The sequence below is a fragment of the Vibrio sp. MA40-2 genome, from assembly GCF_047302445.1.
In the GTDB taxonomy this organism is placed as follows: domain Bacteria; phylum Pseudomonadota; class Gammaproteobacteria; order Enterobacterales; family Vibrionaceae; genus Vibrio.
Window position 1 is genome coordinate 757,562 of the sequence record NZ_CP178627.1, and the last position, 15,217, is coordinate 772,778.

A 15,217-nucleotide genomic window follows, 5' to 3' on the forward strand; every position below is an offset into this window, starting at 1 on the left:
TATGGGTAAGTCAAAAAAGAAGATAATCAACTGGCGTGAATATAATGAAGCCTTGTGTAAACGAGGCTCAGTGACGTTCTGGATTGACGACTCCGCCGTTGAAGCATGGCAATGCAAAAGCCACCACGGTAAACGTGGCAGAGGCTTTCAATTTTCTGATACTGCAATCGAAACAGCTTTGATGATTAAAGGGATATTCTCTCTTCCGTTGCGTGCACTTCAAGGTTTTATCGACTCTATATTTGCATTGATGAATGTCCCCTTACGTTCCCCTGATTACACAAGTATCAGCAAACGTTCTAAGACCGTTCAGGTAAAATATAAGAATAAATCTAAAGGCTCAGTTCGCCATATCGCAATTGACTCAACAGGCCTGAAAGTCTTTGGAGAAGGCGAATGGAAAGTTAAAAAGCATGGCGCTGAAAAACGTAGGACTTGGCGTAAACTGCATCTTGCCGTTGATGTCGATACTCATGATGTTATTCGCGCAGAAGTCAGCCTCGTCAATGTTGGTGATAGCGAAGCTCTCCCTACATTATTGAACCCGCTTCGTAGAAAGGTGCATTTCGTATCAGCAGACGGTGCTTACGATCCAAAAAAATGCCATGAAATATTGCAAAATAAGGGCAACAAGCCTCTTATACCTCCCAGAAAAAATGCTGATTACTGGGAAAAGGGACATCCTCGGAATGAAGCGGTCGATGCACTTAGAAACGATACGCTAGCTCAGTGGAAAACTGACTCTGGTTATCACGACCGTTCAATCTCTGAGACGGCAATGTCTCGATACAAAAGATTGACTAGCGGCACATTGAGCTTGAGATGCTATAACGCTCAAGTTGGTGAGGCGCTAGCAAATGTCAAAGCAATTAACAAAGTCCTAGGGCGAAGTATGCCCATTAGAAACTAACAGGTAGGTTCTATAAGATAACTGCGTCTTTTACCTGATTTGATCAACAACGCCATATTAAAAACATATGAGTAATAAGCTCCTAAAGTAAAAATAAAGCACTAAAATTATTACTATAGTGATATTCTCTTTCTTTCAAAAAAAGGGCCCAAATCTGGACCCTTTCGTTTTTAGTTAGCAGTGGTAATAAGGTGATTGGCAGTACTCACATCTTAGCTGTCGCTGCTGTCATACGAGTAGTTCACTTCAAGAATTGCGCGGTAACCAATGTCATTGCGATCGGTAGCAAACTCTTCCACGTTCACTTCAACATCATTCACCGATACACCAGAGCCATTTAGTACATGCAAATCTTTTTGCAGTTGGTTATCGGTTTTGTCATTGATTGAATCAGCAAGTTCAAACGCAGCTTCATACGCTTTAGGGTGGTTAAGACAGGGTTAAGATAAATGTAAAGGAACGTAAAGGAGAGTAAGAACAACCAAATAGACAACCTTAATGAGTTTTAAATGTGCCCAGTTGTTCAACGATTTGCTCAGTAACATTCGTTAACTTGTCACCCTGTATTTGTAGCTCTTCGCAATCTTTAGCATTTGAACCTGACAGAGATTTAAGAACTTCAACTTCAAGTGATACATCATTAACAAGTCGACTAATTTGATGAATATCAACACTGTCTATGTTGTTGTCATTGCTAATAAGATTCAAGATTTCATCGATGCTACTGCAGGTAGCCAGAAGCTCTTCCTGTCCTGCTTGTGTATGTGCCGAGACTGACTCTATCGCTCCTGACTGCAATTTCATTTGCTCTCCGGCTTCAAGTACCGCAGTGGAGATGCCAGCAATGATGCTATTTATTTCATCCAAGCTACTCTGAGTAGATGCCGCCAAATTTCTTACTTCATCAGCTACAACGGCAAAACCACGCCCGTGCTCACCGGCTCTTGCCGCTTCAATGGCTGCATTGAGTGCTAATAAATTAGTCTGGTCGGCCAGATTACTTATTACCGAGATAACTTGTCCTATGGAACTTGTTTGCTCAGAAAGTGCAGTAAACTTATTCTGTAACTCGTCATTACTGGTAATATATTGACTCAGTTCTTGTATCATCTCACCCATGGTTTCATTGGAGCGAATAATCCCGTCTCTAGTGCTTTCTACCTGTTGCCGGGTCTCTTCGCCTTTATCTCGAAGTGCTGCCGACGTGTTATCTAACACATCAACCAACTGAGTAATCCCACTCACTCGTGTATCTTGTTCGCCAATGCGTATAGAAATACTTTGAACCTTCCCCTTAAGATGCTCGGCAATATCATCTGAAGCACCGGCCTGTTTTTGGATATCAGTAAGTGCTAACCTAACTTCCTCTCTAAAGCGATTAATCACCTCCAAAACTTTACCAAATTCGCTGTTATAAGAGCTATCTATATCACAAGGTACCGACAAATCCCTTCTTTCAAAGGCTTTCATATATAGAGCAACGTTTTTAAGCGAGTCTACTCCCCAGATTTTTTCATCAATATCATGTATTACTAAAAATACAGTCACTATATATTGGAACACTTGAGATACTGTTGATTCGGTGAAAAATAAGGCGTTAATAAATAGAAAGATAGCACCTAGCCAGTGAATCGTTCTCATGCGTAAAAATAAAGATCTCATTTTAACCTCTGTTAAAAATGTTCAATTTAACGTTATTGAATAAGAGTTTTTGGCCTGAAGAATAAATAACCTTGCTGCATATTCACTTCTGCCTATGAGATAAACTCTGACTGCTGTTGTTTTTATTCCATCTGCAACGACCAAGCCCACTTTCAACGTGCATAGGATTATGATTTCTTTATAAATACTGATTACCTTATTTTTTTTATTTAAAAACATAGAAAATTTAAATTGCAACATGTAACAGTTAGGCTTTGGTGAGATACATTTTTTGATCTTTCTTATCTGAATCAGACCAGAAATTAATATTAAACTGGGCATCATCACTTAATTCCACACGATGCCAGTACTGTGGAGGACTGGTTGCAAAACTCCCCGCAGGAATGACTACTTTAACTTCCGGTTCAACAGCATTTTCATCGGCAAAGCCATAATAAGTAACGACGCCTTCCATCACACAAAGTTGGCCAAAAACACCCTCTGCGGTATTGTGATGAGACAGTAATGCTTCTGGCACATTCTCGTTGGTAAAGAACTGAGTTGATCTTTGAATAGTCCAGTTATTAGGGATCCTTTGGTGGCTCATAGTTGTTCTCCTAGCTATATTTGATGTATAGGTAACTAATTACTCGGTTGCTTCTGCATAACTGGTAATCTTCTTACCTTAAAAAACTATTATGTCTCTTTTGTAATAGCATGATATATGCCAGAAAATAAAATCTAATAATATCAATATATTATATTTAATTTAAGATCAAGATTGTCATATGGACAGCGGTTTATAGTTTGTCATATAGACAATATAAATATCATAATGACAATTTCCTTCACACGACTATTTCGAAGTGACAAATAAACGAAACTCGCCGTTCATTGGTGACGGCTCAACATGGCAAGGGCGTTGCAGTGGTACTTGATATTGCGGGATATGGAGTTGTGCAAGAAAAGATCGAGTTATTGGAAAAAATGCGTATCGCCGAGGGTCACTTAGCATCTGGTTCGGGTATTTCTCACGAAGTTACACAAGCTCAAGTATTGGCGCGTATGAAAGTAGTTTAGGTACCTTTAGCCTTACAAAACTATAAAAAAGGGCCCAAATCTGGACCCTTTCGTTTCTTAATTAGCAGTGGTAATAAGGTGATTGGCGGTACTCACATCTTAGCTGTCGCTGCTGTCATAAGAGTAGTTCACTTCAAGAATTGCGCGGTAACCAATGTCATTGCGATCGGTAGCAAACTCTTCCACGTTCACTTCAACATCATTCACCGATACACCAGAGCCATTTAGTACATGCAAATCTTTTTGCAGTTGGTTATCGGTTTTGTCATTGATTGAATCAGCAAGTTCAAACGCAGCTTCATACGCTTGTGCTTTACTGTCAAAACTTGCTGTTTTCAATGTTGATGTAGACGTTACCGCACCTGCAAATGCAGTTGAACTGATAAGAAGTGCAGCGATAGCAGTAGTAATAATTTTTTTCATGATAGAACCCTTTTTTGAATTTCGTATGTCTTAACAAGATGGGGTTATCATACGCTTTAGGGTGGTTAAGGCAGGGTTAAGATGAATGTAAAGGAACGTAAAGGAGATTAAGAAAAAGCCAGAGACAGATTTTAAATCCATAAACTGGCCTGTACGGTACATACTTAAATTGAAGTAAGTAAAATAAATAAAGCTAATTGATTTAATGAAAGTAACTTGATAAATCGCCAATATCTATAGATCCGTCCTCTACAAACAAGCAGCAACGATAGGATAATCATCAAGCTGAATAATGTGTGAATTAACACTGAACAAATCAGAGATGAGTTGTTGGTTAATAATTGTTTTCGGTTCACCATAGGTAAACAGTACGCCATTATGCAATGCGGCCACTTTATCGGAATATTGAATAGCCAAATTTAAATCATGCACCACCATCAAGGTATAAGCAGAATGTGTGCGTGTGTATTCTTTCACATATTCCAATAATTTAAGTTGGTTATTCATATCCAATGCAGATGTAGGCTCATCTAATATCAACACTTTAGGCTGATTGATTACCGCTTGCGCTAAGCCCACCATTTGGCTTTCGCCACCAGAAAGTTCAGTGCACATCTTGTTGGCAAGATGGATAATGCCTATGTTGTCAAGTAACGCTAACGCCGTTTCGGCGCTGTTTGCTTTGGTTAACAATGAGTTGTGGCCCACATGCATGGTGGTAATTAACAGTTCAACTACAGTAATGCTTGCCCAAATCCTATGATCTTGCGGCAAATAACCAATGTCATCAGTTGCGATTGGTTGGCCATTTAAGGTAATCAACTTAGGATCAAACTGAATGAGTTTGGTCATCTGTTTAAGAACGGTGGATTTGCCTGCGCCATTCTTACCAATTAATGACACCATTTCGCCCGGATAAATAGTTGGAATGGTCAAATTATTCAGTACTTGATTACCATTAAAAGAGACCGAGAGATTCTGAATATTGAGGCTCATCAGAAACGTCCTCCTTTTTTAACAATTAAAAAGATAAAGAAAGGTACACCGACCATCGACATCATCACCGTTAAGGGCAGAATAATACCGGGCATAATCGACTTGCTGGCAATAGAAGCCAACTCAAGCAATACCGCGCCAAGTAAAAACGAAGCCGGTAAAAAAAAGCGTTGATCTTCACCCAGAATCATTCGGGCGATATGAGGCGCGACTAATCCAACAAACCCAACCGCACCAACAAACGACACGGATAAGGACGTTATAATCGACACCAAAATTAACGTTTTAATGCGCAAACGATTAACGTTTATACCCATCGCTTCCGCGCGTTCTTGGCCAATTTTTAGCGATGACAGTTTCCAAGCATCTTTCATCATAATAGCCATAACCACAGGTAGAAGAATCGCAAGTATGGATATTTTTTGCCAACTCCCTCGGTCAAGCGACCCCATTTGCCAAAACACTAAGGTCTGCAACTGCGTTTCTGTTGCAATATATTGCATCATGATCAGCATGCCATCGTAAGCAAACATAATTGCTACGCCGAACAACATCACCCCTTCAATCGAAATTCGTCGAATAGAAGACATAGCCGCGATCATAAATGTGGTCAGTAAACACATTAGAAAGGCCATCACCGCAATTTGATATTGCGGCGGTATAAACGGTAATGCCACTATATTTGTGATCACCAAAGAGGCACCAAATCCAGCAGCAGCAGAAACGCCAAATGTATACGGGTCAGCCAATGGATTGTTCAACGTAGTTTGCATCTGAGCACCCGCAATAGCTAACGCCCCTCCAACCAATGGGGCCATCAGAGACATCGGCATGCGAATGTCCCAAATGATGACGCGGCTAGCGATGTCACTTGAAGCAGGATGAAAAACCCCATTAAGTACTTGTGCCAGCGTTAGCCCTTGCGAACCAATCAAAATATCGGCAATCAAGCACACCACACTGAGCAAAAAGAAAGCACCCAGTGCGACCTTTTTCTTTCTGGCGCGAGCATTATGTTTCTTTAGTGCCTGACGCTTTCCTGATAACAACGTATCTTCACCATTACTTTGGCGTAATTTGACATAGGATGTACAAGCCAAATCACTCACTATTTCATCGCCTCAAAGTTATTTTGACCAAACACACCGGTTACGCTTCGATTCGCAAAACGTTGGTTCATCTCTTCAAACGTCTTTTCAGGGTTAAGATCTTTAAACTGTTCAGGATGAAGCCACTTAGCAAAATACTCCATGGCTACTAGATTATAAGGCGAGTTATAAAAAGGCATATAAATAGAATAAACCGCTTTATTTTGGTATCCGTTAACCGCTTTAAGCCAAGGGCGATCCATTAATGATGCGGTCGCTTGTTTAATCGCAGCAGGATTAAGTGGCGCATAACCAAATGGAACACCCGCTGTCGCATTGCCGTCTTTATCTATCCAACCCGTAGTTTGCATTATGTAAACATCCGGTTGGTAAGTAATCACACTCTCTGTCGACATTTGTCCTGTTATCGCGCCTTGCAACGGCTTATCGGCAATATTAATTGCTTTTAAAAACGGAATGTATGCGCCCATATTACCGGTAGCAAACGTATGGCAACATGAATCGTGATAACCGGCCGCTCTTTCGATGAATACTTTTTTGTTCAATTCACTTTCAGGTAGCGAACTCACCACTTGTTCTAAATGATTAACATGATTTTGATAGTACTCAGCAAATTTTTGGCCTTGCTGTTGTTTACCAAGCGCCGTTGCTAAACTGGTCACCGATTGCAGCGTGTTTTTAATAGGGTTTTCACGAAAATCTATCGCAAGCACTTTGATACCCAGTTTATCTAACTTTTTGATCAGCCCTTTTTCTTCGGCTAATTTAATGTTTGATATATCCACCACAAATAGATCCGGCTTTTCTGCCATGTTGATAAAACGCTCGGTATCGAACTCACCTGATTTAATCTTTCCGATCTTCAAAACATTTTCAAGTTGCGGATAATCTTTAATGTAATCAGCATACATACTTGGTGCTGACACTCGCGTGTCGTCGCGCCATGCCACCAAATGATCGGCAGCTTCTTGCTGATAAATCATTTCAAGCAAAGGGAAAACGCGCCCTGTCGACAAAGCAATATTTTTCGGTTGAGTTTCTAATGTGATGGTACGTCCTGCCACATCCGTTACCGTAACCGGGAACGTATCGGCCAATACTGTTGAACTAAATACAGATAAAGTGAGCAAAATCATACTAGTAACAGACAAATATAAAGGAGTAACTAACGAATATAGGGAAAATATTTTTTTCATGAGAAGGAAACCATACCAATTATGCAAATGAGAATGATTTGCATTGCAATTTAGATTCAAGATAATTGTAAGTAAATGTTACAAAATAATTTACTTTGTAAAAAGGAACACGCCTTGCTCATATACCAAAAACTTCAGATATAGATGCAACTTATTCACATTAACTATGCTTATTGTCAAAGGCCATGTTATTTATTTTCACTACACTAAAGAAATAGGTTGTATAGCCGATAATTAGTAACAGTAGTTGTTACGAAAAAGAAAGTAGATCAGATTTTATCTGGAGATAAAGAATGAAAGTGGTAACAATAATCGCCTTTACATTATCGTGTTTATCTATCGCTAATGTATCAGCAGATCAATATAAAATTATAGAGGCGACAGATACTAGAAATAAGCTCGTTCTTGAGATTTTACAATTAGCACTAAGTAAAGTAGATAGCAATGTTGAGTTAACTCAAATCCCCAATACCACCAATACAGCGCGTAACGTAAGTGAAGTCGAAGCTGGTAATGTTGATATTATGTGGTCTGGCGCATCGCCTGAAAACGACAAACGTTTGAATGCGGTAAGAATACCCATTTTAAAAGGCATTCTTGGCCATCGGATCTTCATTATCCGCAAAGGTGACCAACCGCGTTTTAATCACATTCGAACTCTAGAAGATTTAAAAAAACTCAATGGTGGTCAAGGTAAATTTTGGGCGGATACACAAGTTCTAAAAAGTGCAGGCTTACCAACATTAACAACCATTAAATACCCAAATTTATTCAAAATGTTGGAAGGCGGCCGTTTTGATTATTTCCCAAGAGCCATTCATGAACCTTGGCCTGAGGTAGAACAACGCCCAGAATTAAATCTCGTGGTTGAAAAACAAGTGATGCTGATCTATCCATACGCGATGCTGTTTTATGTCAATAAAAATGCGAAAGATTTGCATGAAAAACTGTATAAAGGGTTTGAAATGTCGATTAAAGACGGCAGCTTTGATCAATTATTCTTTAATAACTCGGCAATAACAGCAGTATTAGAAAAAGCCAACCTTGGAGGAAGATCCGTCATTCGTATCGATAACCCATTTATGCACCCAGACACTCCGTTTGACAGAAAAGAATTTTGGCTAGACCTTAATCAGCTATAACCAATTTAAGTGGCTAAATTTAAAGCCAAGGATATAAACATGAACTCAATCAAATATCGCTCGATGATGATCCTTTCTTCCGTTACTTTAGTCGTGATGGTAGCCATTCTATCGACCAGTTATATTTTAGTCTGTAACTACTTTGACAAGGCGCTTGAAAGACAAATAGTTGAAGCCGACCATACCCTTTCTATTGTTTTACAAGAGCCTATTTTTTCGTATGACTCTGAACTAACGAGCGATATTTTACAGTCGTTTGTACTGTTCCCATACATAGCTAAGATCAAAGCATTTGACCATCGCGATAAGCTGATTGCGCAAGCAGAAAGTGAAGATAATATCGATAAATCTCAATTAGTTACTCACACTAATAAGGTAGTATGGGGAGGGTCGAGGGACGTTGGTAAAATTGAAGTAACCTATCGACATGACAGTAACGATGGGGTTCTAACTGCCGCACGAATGATGTTCATTGTAATTGCCATTGTTATCTTATTAGCCTTGCAATTAACAAACTGGGTAGTATTGAGCCGTTACGTAGTCAACCCGATAAAAGTGGTTGCTAATGCGATGTCTGAAATTGCTCAAGGAGGCGGAGATCTAACCAGAAGACTTAACATAAAAAGCGATGATGAAATCGGAATGTTAGCGAAAGGTTTCGACACATTTTTACAAAATCTGCATGGTTTGGTCACTCGCATTGTGACGTCAGCGGATGAATTAACAGAATGCACCGGTCAGATAAAATCGAATGCAGGAACAAACAAAGCTGCCACAGGCCAACAGTTAGCTGAAATCGAGCAAGTTGCTACAGCATTAAATGAGATGACATCGACAACACAAGAAGTATCGCAAAATGCAAACATAACGGCGCAAAAGACAGAGAGCTGCAACCTTTTAGCTGAGAAAGGCAATAACATCGTTAAGAAAACAGTCGAAGAAATTCATAACTTAGGCTTAGACTTATCCAGCACCTCAACAACCATAGGTGAACTCAAAGAACGCAGTGAACAAATTAATACCGTTCTAACTGTAATAAAAGAAATTGCAGAACAAACCAATCTATTGGCATTAAATGCAGCGATAGAAGCTGCCCGAGCCGGTGAATATGGTCGTGGTTTTGCCGTTGTTGCAGATGAAGTTCGCGGACTCGCGCAACGTACGCAAGATTCAACCAAAGAAATTGAAGGGATCATCAAAGACCTACAAGTGTCATCTGTTGAAGCGAACAAGCAAATGTCTGTGACAACCACTACGCTATCTCAGACGATTGCAGAGTCAGAATATGCAATAACCGCACTTGAAGATATTATTCGTGATATCCATGAAATAAACGATATGAACACACATATTGCAACCGCAACAGAAGAGCAAAATGCGGTAACCGCCGAGGTAAGTGAAAAAGTAATGACTATCAACTCACTTACTTCCAGAGTAACCGAGAATGCCGGCCAAGTGGGCGAACTGAGCCACATTCTAGAATCGCTTAGCACCAGTATTAAAGGTGATTTATCCAACTTTAGACTTTGATACAATCTACATGAATTAAATTAACCGTAACTCTGATTAAAAGCTGAAAATCTGTCTAAATTCTAGGCAGAGTTTCAGCTTTTTTATTGGTAAGTAGTGAAATCAGTTAAATAATGAAGGGATAAATAAAGTAAATGCCGGAACATATGTAATAAGTAAAACGATAACTATATTGGCCACAATAAAAGGCAGAATGGCACGACTAATTCGGTCATTAATTACCCCGACATAATTTTTACCGCAAAGATAAAAAATAGTATCGCTACTAGAACAAAAATAGCCCTATATTTTTATTAAACCAGTAGTTAGATCTGTATTATTCGCACCAATATTGGATTTATTAGCCATGATTTAAGTAAAACATCCGTACGAATTACAATCTATAGGTATGAGAGACTGGTGTACTTAACGACCAAGAACCAAATTCAGAGCTCAAACATCTAAAGCTTGTGACTCTTCATTAAAATTTAAGGTAATAAAGTAGAAAGCTATCCACGATTCAGTTCTCTTATCAAACGAGGAATATAACTCTCTTGGTCTGCATTCAAACTGTGATTATCGACAACATCAAATAAATTGGCCGTCTTCTCGATAAACTTCTCTAAAGCCATGATTCTTTGTTCAAACCAAGAACCTTTGGAGTCAACAATGCCAAATTCTTTTAAGATAATGCGAGAACCTGGATGGCTATAGAACGGTTCAGGGGGAACATGAGGAACGATATCACCAGAGTTGACCACTCGATAATGAGGCCCAAATACATTGCTATTCAGCTGCACCTCAAAAGAGCCATTTCCTGGCCTAGGGCTAGCAAAGGTGTAAATACCATGCACCGCATAACCATGCTCTATCAGCATACCCGCGAACAAAGAAGCAAGTGCTCCACCTAAACTATGGCCAGTGACCCACAATTTTTTCGAGTATCGAATAGGTTGTTCAAGCATACGTGTAATAGCAATAACCGCTGGGAAAAGAGCATCTTGGAAACCTTCATGCGCTTTAGTTTTATTCAGCGGCCCAGGATCATAAACGGCTTGAAAATTACCAAGCCAGTCCTCTATTGAATCGGTGCCTCTAAATACCACCACCACATTATCGGCATTTTCCATTACATAACACTGTGTATCTATGTCTTTACCTTTTAAGGTACTTTCTAAACCAATTAGCTGATACTCCCAACGTTCTATAATTTTCTTGACTTCAGATTCATCTGGCTGATACGCAAGTAAGCATGCAACTGCTAAGGATAGCGATGTTTCTTTATCGTACTCAATACCAGACAAACGAGTAAAATGATCATAAACATCCATAATAAAGCTCCTATTAACCCAACTAGACTCGTTTGGTTTGACTTAATTTAATAGGCTTTAGATAACATCATCAGCGTCAAATAGCAGCTGCATTACACTAGCGATACAAATGCCTAACTTTAGATAGAGGATAATTAAAAGAAGCTTACTTGGCAGGGTTATACACAATAGAATTACAGGTTCAGCAGGAATCTAATCGGTATCAATCGAATCAATTTACATTCTGGCCATAGATAATCGGCGCTGTTCAATTGTTATTTTTATACTTTTAAATCCCATAATCTCGCTCGACTTTTGAGATACGAACCTTAAAGGATTCATACCACAACTTACGGCCAGCCTTTTGAGCCTCTATATGCTCATAATTCGCTTTCCATTGTTTGATTGAATCAAGATTTGACCAATATGAAACCGTAATTCCAACGTCTTCTCGTGCAGACTCTACACCTAGAAAGCCGGATTGTTGTCTTGCTAATTCGAGCATTCTAACTGACATTTCACCATAACCATTATCCCCTTCTGTCCGCGTAGAAGTAAAAATCACGGCATAATATGGTGGGTTTGGTGTATTTGCGATTGCTGACATTCCATCTCCTTAAAACAGGCAAGTTACACAAAGAGTTTAATTGAACAATTAACATAAAACCTGTTTTTCAAAAAAAAATAATATTCAGAAACTTAAATTAAAATCAGCATATAACCGAACAGAATTATTTATTTTACACATTAAAATCAACACCTTGATAGATAAAAACCCCATCTTATCGATTGCCTCAATGGCCCATTCATAGATCACATTAACAATTTAAAAACATTTACATTCAATCTTAAAAATGTATAGTGAAATCGATTTCACTTTGCAAATGGATTGCGATTTATGTTTGATTTAACCATCATTTACCATCACCTAGGGGCCTTTCTTGACGGATTCGAAATAACAGCTTTCGTCAGTGTCATATCTATAATTGGTAGTTTTTTGATTGGACTAGCGATTATGTTCGCGTGTGTGAGTCACACAAAATGGATCCGTATATTTGGCTATAGTTATATTAGTTGCTTTCGTAACATCCCTTTTATCGTGCAGGTTTTCTTTATTTTTTATGGATTACCAGAACTAGGCATTTTTATTGATCCTTATACCACAGGAATTCTCGCACTATCAGTCGCAGTAGGCGCGTACTGTGCAGATGTGATAAGAGCCAGTGTGATGCAAGTAGACAACGAAGTTATCGAAGCCGCTCAATCATTTGGCTTATCCAGAAAACTGATCTATCAAAAAATCATTCTTCCAATAGCACTTCGCACCTCCATTAGGCCGTTGGGTTCTATATTTATCAATTTAATTCTAACGACATCAATTTTATCTACCGTAACGTTGAATGAATTAACTGGTACCGCAAAAATAATCGCGGCAGAAACATTCCGACCTTTTGAAGTCTATTTTTTCTTATTACTTTTCTATTGTGTGCTTACGTACATGTTGTCATTCCTGATATCTCGTGTTCACGCTAGATTTAATCGACATTTCGTTATGGAGAACTAATTTTGTCTAATCATGTTTTTGTACCATACGACGCTATTGTATTGCTTCATGGTATTGGAGTTTCATTAGAAGTATTTGTTATTTCAAGTGTCATCGGAGCGATATTAGGCTGTTTTCTCGCCCTATCTAGACATTACCGAATACTGCTTTTAAACCATGTATGTACATTCATCACTGAATTTTTAAAAAATTCACCCGTGATTGTTCAGCTGTTCTTAATCTATTTTGGTCTCCCAATGATTTTAGGGATTAATTTAGACGCGAAAGAAGCGGCAATTATTACGCTCTCTGGCAATACTGCTGCTTTTGTATCAGTGATTGTAGTTTCTTCTTTAGCGTCAATTGATAAAGGCCAAATCGAGGCCGCAAGAGTCTTTGGTCTTTCTGAGTGGAAAGTACTAACGAAAATTATCACGCCTCAAGCATTGCTAGTTGCTATTGCACCGTTGATTGGGCTCGCGGTTAATCAATTACAGGTCACATCGTTAATTTCAGTTATTGGCGTTATGGATATAACAAAAGTTGGTCAAATTTTAAATCAACGTACCTGGCAACCATTTATTGTTTGGCCAATTATAGGTTTGACCTATTTCACTCTATCTTGGGCGCTATCTAGAATTGGCAGACATTTTGAAAACCGTCTTAATAAGCACCAACATTGGCTCAGTATTTAAGGATAAATCATGATTTTGATTAACAACATCCAAAAAAAATTTGGTGATACAGTAATACTTGATGATGTTTCTTTAACTATTAATAAAGGAGATGTTGTATCAATTTTAGGAGCGAGTGGTTCTGGTAAATCCACTTTAATTCGCTGTATTAATGGCTTGGAGAAATTAAATTCTGGAGATATTCATGTAAAAAATCTATCGGTTAACAATAGAAATGAACTTTCCAAGATCAGACAAACTGTCTCTACAGTATTTCAGCATTTTAATTTATACCCACACCTTACAATTATGGAAAACATCACTCTCGCACCAATTGAAGTTCTAGGTTGGAAAGAAGAGAACGCGATTAAAAAAGCCACAGAGTTACTCTCTTTAGTGGGACTTGAAAGCAAAAGTGATGCTTACCCAGCTCAATTATCTGGCGGACAAAAACAACGTATTGGTATTTGTCGCGCCTTAGCAATGGAACCTGAATGTCTTCTTTTAGATGAAGTCACGAGTGCTCTGGATCCGGAGATGACCTCTGAAGTTCTCGATGTTTTAGCACAGCTGGCAGACTCTGGAACAACATTAATTTTCGTAACTCATGAAATTGCCTTTGCTAGAAAAATTTCCAATAGAATCATTTTCCTTGATCAAGGGAAAGTGAGAGCTGATTTAGAAAAAGAAGCATTTTTTTCTGAGCAAGGTGGTAAACAAGATCCTCGTATCAAACGATTTTTAGACAAAATGGATAGTAAATAATGATTGTTCTCTCGAATTCAGAAGCTTGGGCAGGGATCCAAGATACCGCAGATATGCTGGATAACGGTAAAAATGGCCTTGATGCGATTATTCATGGTATCGAAAAAGTAGAAGCAGAACCAAAAGTACGCAGTGTTGGTTATGGTGGCTGGCCCAACCTATTAGGTGAAATGGAATTTGATGGCGCAGTTATGGATGGTGACGATTTACGCACTGGCGCTGTAGGAGCCATCAAAGATCACTTTCATGTAACTCGTGTTGCAAGAAAAGTGATGGAAGAACTTAATCACGAAATAATTGTTGGGGACGGCGCAACAAGGTTTGCCTATGAAATGGGATTCAAGTGTAGTTCACCTTTGATGGAAGAGTCGAAACGAGTTTGGTTTGAAAAGCTACAAGAGATCACTAATGAACAAAATCCAGACATGTCTAAAAGGCCGTTAGCTAAATTAAATAGCTTAATTACCGATCCAGAAAAAGTTCGTGATACGACTGTATTTTTAAGCAACGACAAACATGGAAGTACCTACTCTGCGACGAGTACATCTGGTTGGGCTTGGAAATACCCAGGTCGTTTGGGTGACTCTCCTATTGTTGGCGCTGGTTTTTATGCTGATAGTCGCTATGGCGCGGCCGCATGTACACACACTGGTGAAATGACAATCCGAGCAAACACGTCGTATTCCATCGTAATGGCATTGAGACTCGGTTATTCACTTCACGATGCAGTAGATATGGCAATTGAAGAGCTAAAGTCACTTAAAGGTGGCTTTCTAGCTGGTGTCGTGATCCATGCCATAGATAAAAATGACAATCACCGAGTTGTGAATGTGGGGTGTGAAGAAGAAATTAAGTACTGGGTTTATAAAACTGGTATGAAGAGCCCGCAACACTGTGTAGCGGAAAAATGTTAATAAAG

16 protein-coding genes and 1 pseudogene are annotated in these 15,217 nt (G+C 39.0%); 8 read left to right on the forward strand and 9 right to left on the reverse strand.

The window, feature by feature from the left end; translation table 11 throughout:
* Position 1: 1 nt before the first annotated feature.
* Positions 2-910: an IS5 family transposase gene (locus ACLKML_RS03275; protein ID WP_413283640.1), complete on the forward strand. Its 909-nt coding sequence runs from the start codon at positions 2-4 to the stop codon at positions 908-910.
* A gap of 212 nt (positions 911-1,122) precedes the next feature.
* Here the strand turns inward: ACLKML_RS03275 and ACLKML_RS03280 are convergent, their stop codons facing one another.
* The 3 genes from ACLKML_RS03280 to ACLKML_RS03290 form a co-directional block, all read right to left on the reverse strand.
* Entirely contained in the window at positions 1,123-1,260 is a 138-nt protein-coding gene (locus ACLKML_RS03280) for a hypothetical protein (RefSeq protein ID WP_413283641.1), read from the reverse strand.
* 145 nt (positions 1,261-1,405) lie between these two features.
* Positions 1,406-2,572, reverse strand: a complete 1,167-nt coding sequence (locus ACLKML_RS03285; RefSeq protein WP_413283642.1) for a methyl-accepting chemotaxis protein — start codon at positions 2,570-2,572, stop codon at positions 1,406-1,408.
* Between the two features lie 247 nt (positions 2,573-2,819).
* Positions 2,820-3,158: a DUF1971 domain-containing protein gene (locus tag ACLKML_RS03290; RefSeq protein ID WP_413283643.1), complete on the reverse strand. Its 339-nt coding sequence runs from the start codon at positions 3,156-3,158 to the stop codon at positions 2,820-2,822.
* A gap of 263 nt (positions 3,159-3,421) precedes the next feature.
* On the opposite strand from ACLKML_RS03290, the pseudogene ACLKML_RS03295 reads away from it, so the two are divergent.
* A pseudogene (locus tag ACLKML_RS03295) lies at positions 3,422-3,631 on the forward strand (prevent-host-death family protein); the annotation flags it as partial.
* Between the two features lie 99 nt (positions 3,632-3,730).
* On the opposite strand, the gene ACLKML_RS03300 reads toward ACLKML_RS03295, so the two are convergent.
* From ACLKML_RS03300 to ACLKML_RS03315, 4 genes are all read right to left on the reverse strand, one after another.
* A complete protein-coding gene (locus tag ACLKML_RS03300) occupies positions 3,731-4,054 on the reverse strand; it encodes a DUF3316 domain-containing protein (RefSeq protein ID WP_413283644.1) in 324 nt (107 codons plus the stop codon).
* Positions 4,055-4,303: 249 nt separating this feature from the next.
* The gene (locus ACLKML_RS03305; protein ID WP_413283645.1) at positions 4,304-5,050 is read right to left on the reverse strand and encodes an ABC transporter ATP-binding protein; all 747 of its coding nucleotides are present in this window, start codon (positions 5,048-5,050) and stop codon (positions 4,304-4,306) included.
* Positions 5,050-6,159, reverse strand: a complete 1,110-nt coding sequence (locus ACLKML_RS03310; protein ID WP_413283646.1) for a FecCD family ABC transporter permease — start codon at positions 6,157-6,159, stop codon at positions 5,050-5,052. The genes ACLKML_RS03305 and ACLKML_RS03310 overlap by 1 nt, the downstream gene beginning before the upstream one ends.
* Entirely contained in the window at positions 6,159-7,355 is a 1,197-nt protein-coding gene (locus ACLKML_RS03315) for an ABC transporter substrate-binding protein (protein ID WP_413283647.1), read from the reverse strand. Before ACLKML_RS03315 ends, ACLKML_RS03310 begins: the two co-directional genes overlap by 1 nt.
* Before the next feature lie 293 nt (positions 7,356-7,648).
* Here ACLKML_RS03315 and ACLKML_RS03320 point away from each other — a divergent pair, with 293 nt between their 5' ends.
* The gene (locus ACLKML_RS03320; protein WP_413283648.1) at positions 7,649-8,497 is read left to right on the forward strand and encodes a substrate-binding periplasmic protein; all 849 of its coding nucleotides are present in this window, start codon (positions 7,649-7,651) and stop codon (positions 8,495-8,497) included.
* Positions 8,498-8,536: 39 nt separating this feature from the next.
* The gene (locus ACLKML_RS03325; protein WP_413283649.1) at positions 8,537-10,027 is read left to right on the forward strand and encodes a methyl-accepting chemotaxis protein; all 1,491 of its coding nucleotides are present in this window, start codon (positions 8,537-8,539) and stop codon (positions 10,025-10,027) included.
* 488 nt (positions 10,028-10,515) lie between these two features.
* Here ACLKML_RS03325 and ACLKML_RS03330 read toward each other — a convergent pair whose 3' ends face one another.
* Both ACLKML_RS03330 and ACLKML_RS03335 read right to left on the reverse strand, forming a co-directional pair.
* Positions 10,516-11,337, reverse strand: a complete 822-nt coding sequence (locus ACLKML_RS03330) for a lipase family protein (RefSeq protein ID WP_413283650.1) — start codon at positions 11,335-11,337, stop codon at positions 10,516-10,518.
* Positions 11,338-11,605: 268 nt separating this feature from the next.
* A complete protein-coding gene (locus ACLKML_RS03335; RefSeq protein WP_413283651.1) occupies positions 11,606-11,923 on the reverse strand; it encodes an antibiotic biosynthesis monooxygenase family protein in 318 nt (105 codons plus the stop codon).
* 291 nt (positions 11,924-12,214) lie between these two features.
* On the opposite strand from ACLKML_RS03335, the gene ACLKML_RS03340 reads away from it, so the two are divergent.
* Genes ACLKML_RS03340 through ACLKML_RS03355 form a run of 4 tightly spaced genes read left to right on the forward strand, consistent with a single transcriptional unit; the run spans position 12,215 to position 15,212 of the window.
* The gene (locus ACLKML_RS03340; protein WP_413283652.1) at positions 12,215-12,880 is read left to right on the forward strand and encodes an amino acid ABC transporter permease; all 666 of its coding nucleotides are present in this window, start codon (positions 12,215-12,217) and stop codon (positions 12,878-12,880) included.
* 2 nt (positions 12,881-12,882) lie between these two features.
* Entirely contained in the window at positions 12,883-13,554 is a 672-nt protein-coding gene (locus ACLKML_RS03345; RefSeq protein WP_413283653.1) for an amino acid ABC transporter permease, read from the forward strand.
* Between the two features lie 9 nt (positions 13,555-13,563).
* The gene (locus tag ACLKML_RS03350) at positions 13,564-14,298 is read left to right on the forward strand and encodes an amino acid ABC transporter ATP-binding protein (protein WP_413283654.1); all 735 of its coding nucleotides are present in this window, start codon (positions 13,564-13,566) and stop codon (positions 14,296-14,298) included.
* Positions 14,298-15,212 (forward strand): N(4)-(beta-N-acetylglucosaminyl)-L-asparaginase, encoded by a 915-nt coding sequence (locus ACLKML_RS03355; RefSeq protein WP_413283655.1) that lies wholly within the window; start codon positions 14,298-14,300, stop codon positions 15,210-15,212. The genes ACLKML_RS03350 and ACLKML_RS03355 overlap by 1 nt, the downstream gene beginning before the upstream one ends.
* Positions 15,213-15,217: the final 5 nt, after the last annotated feature.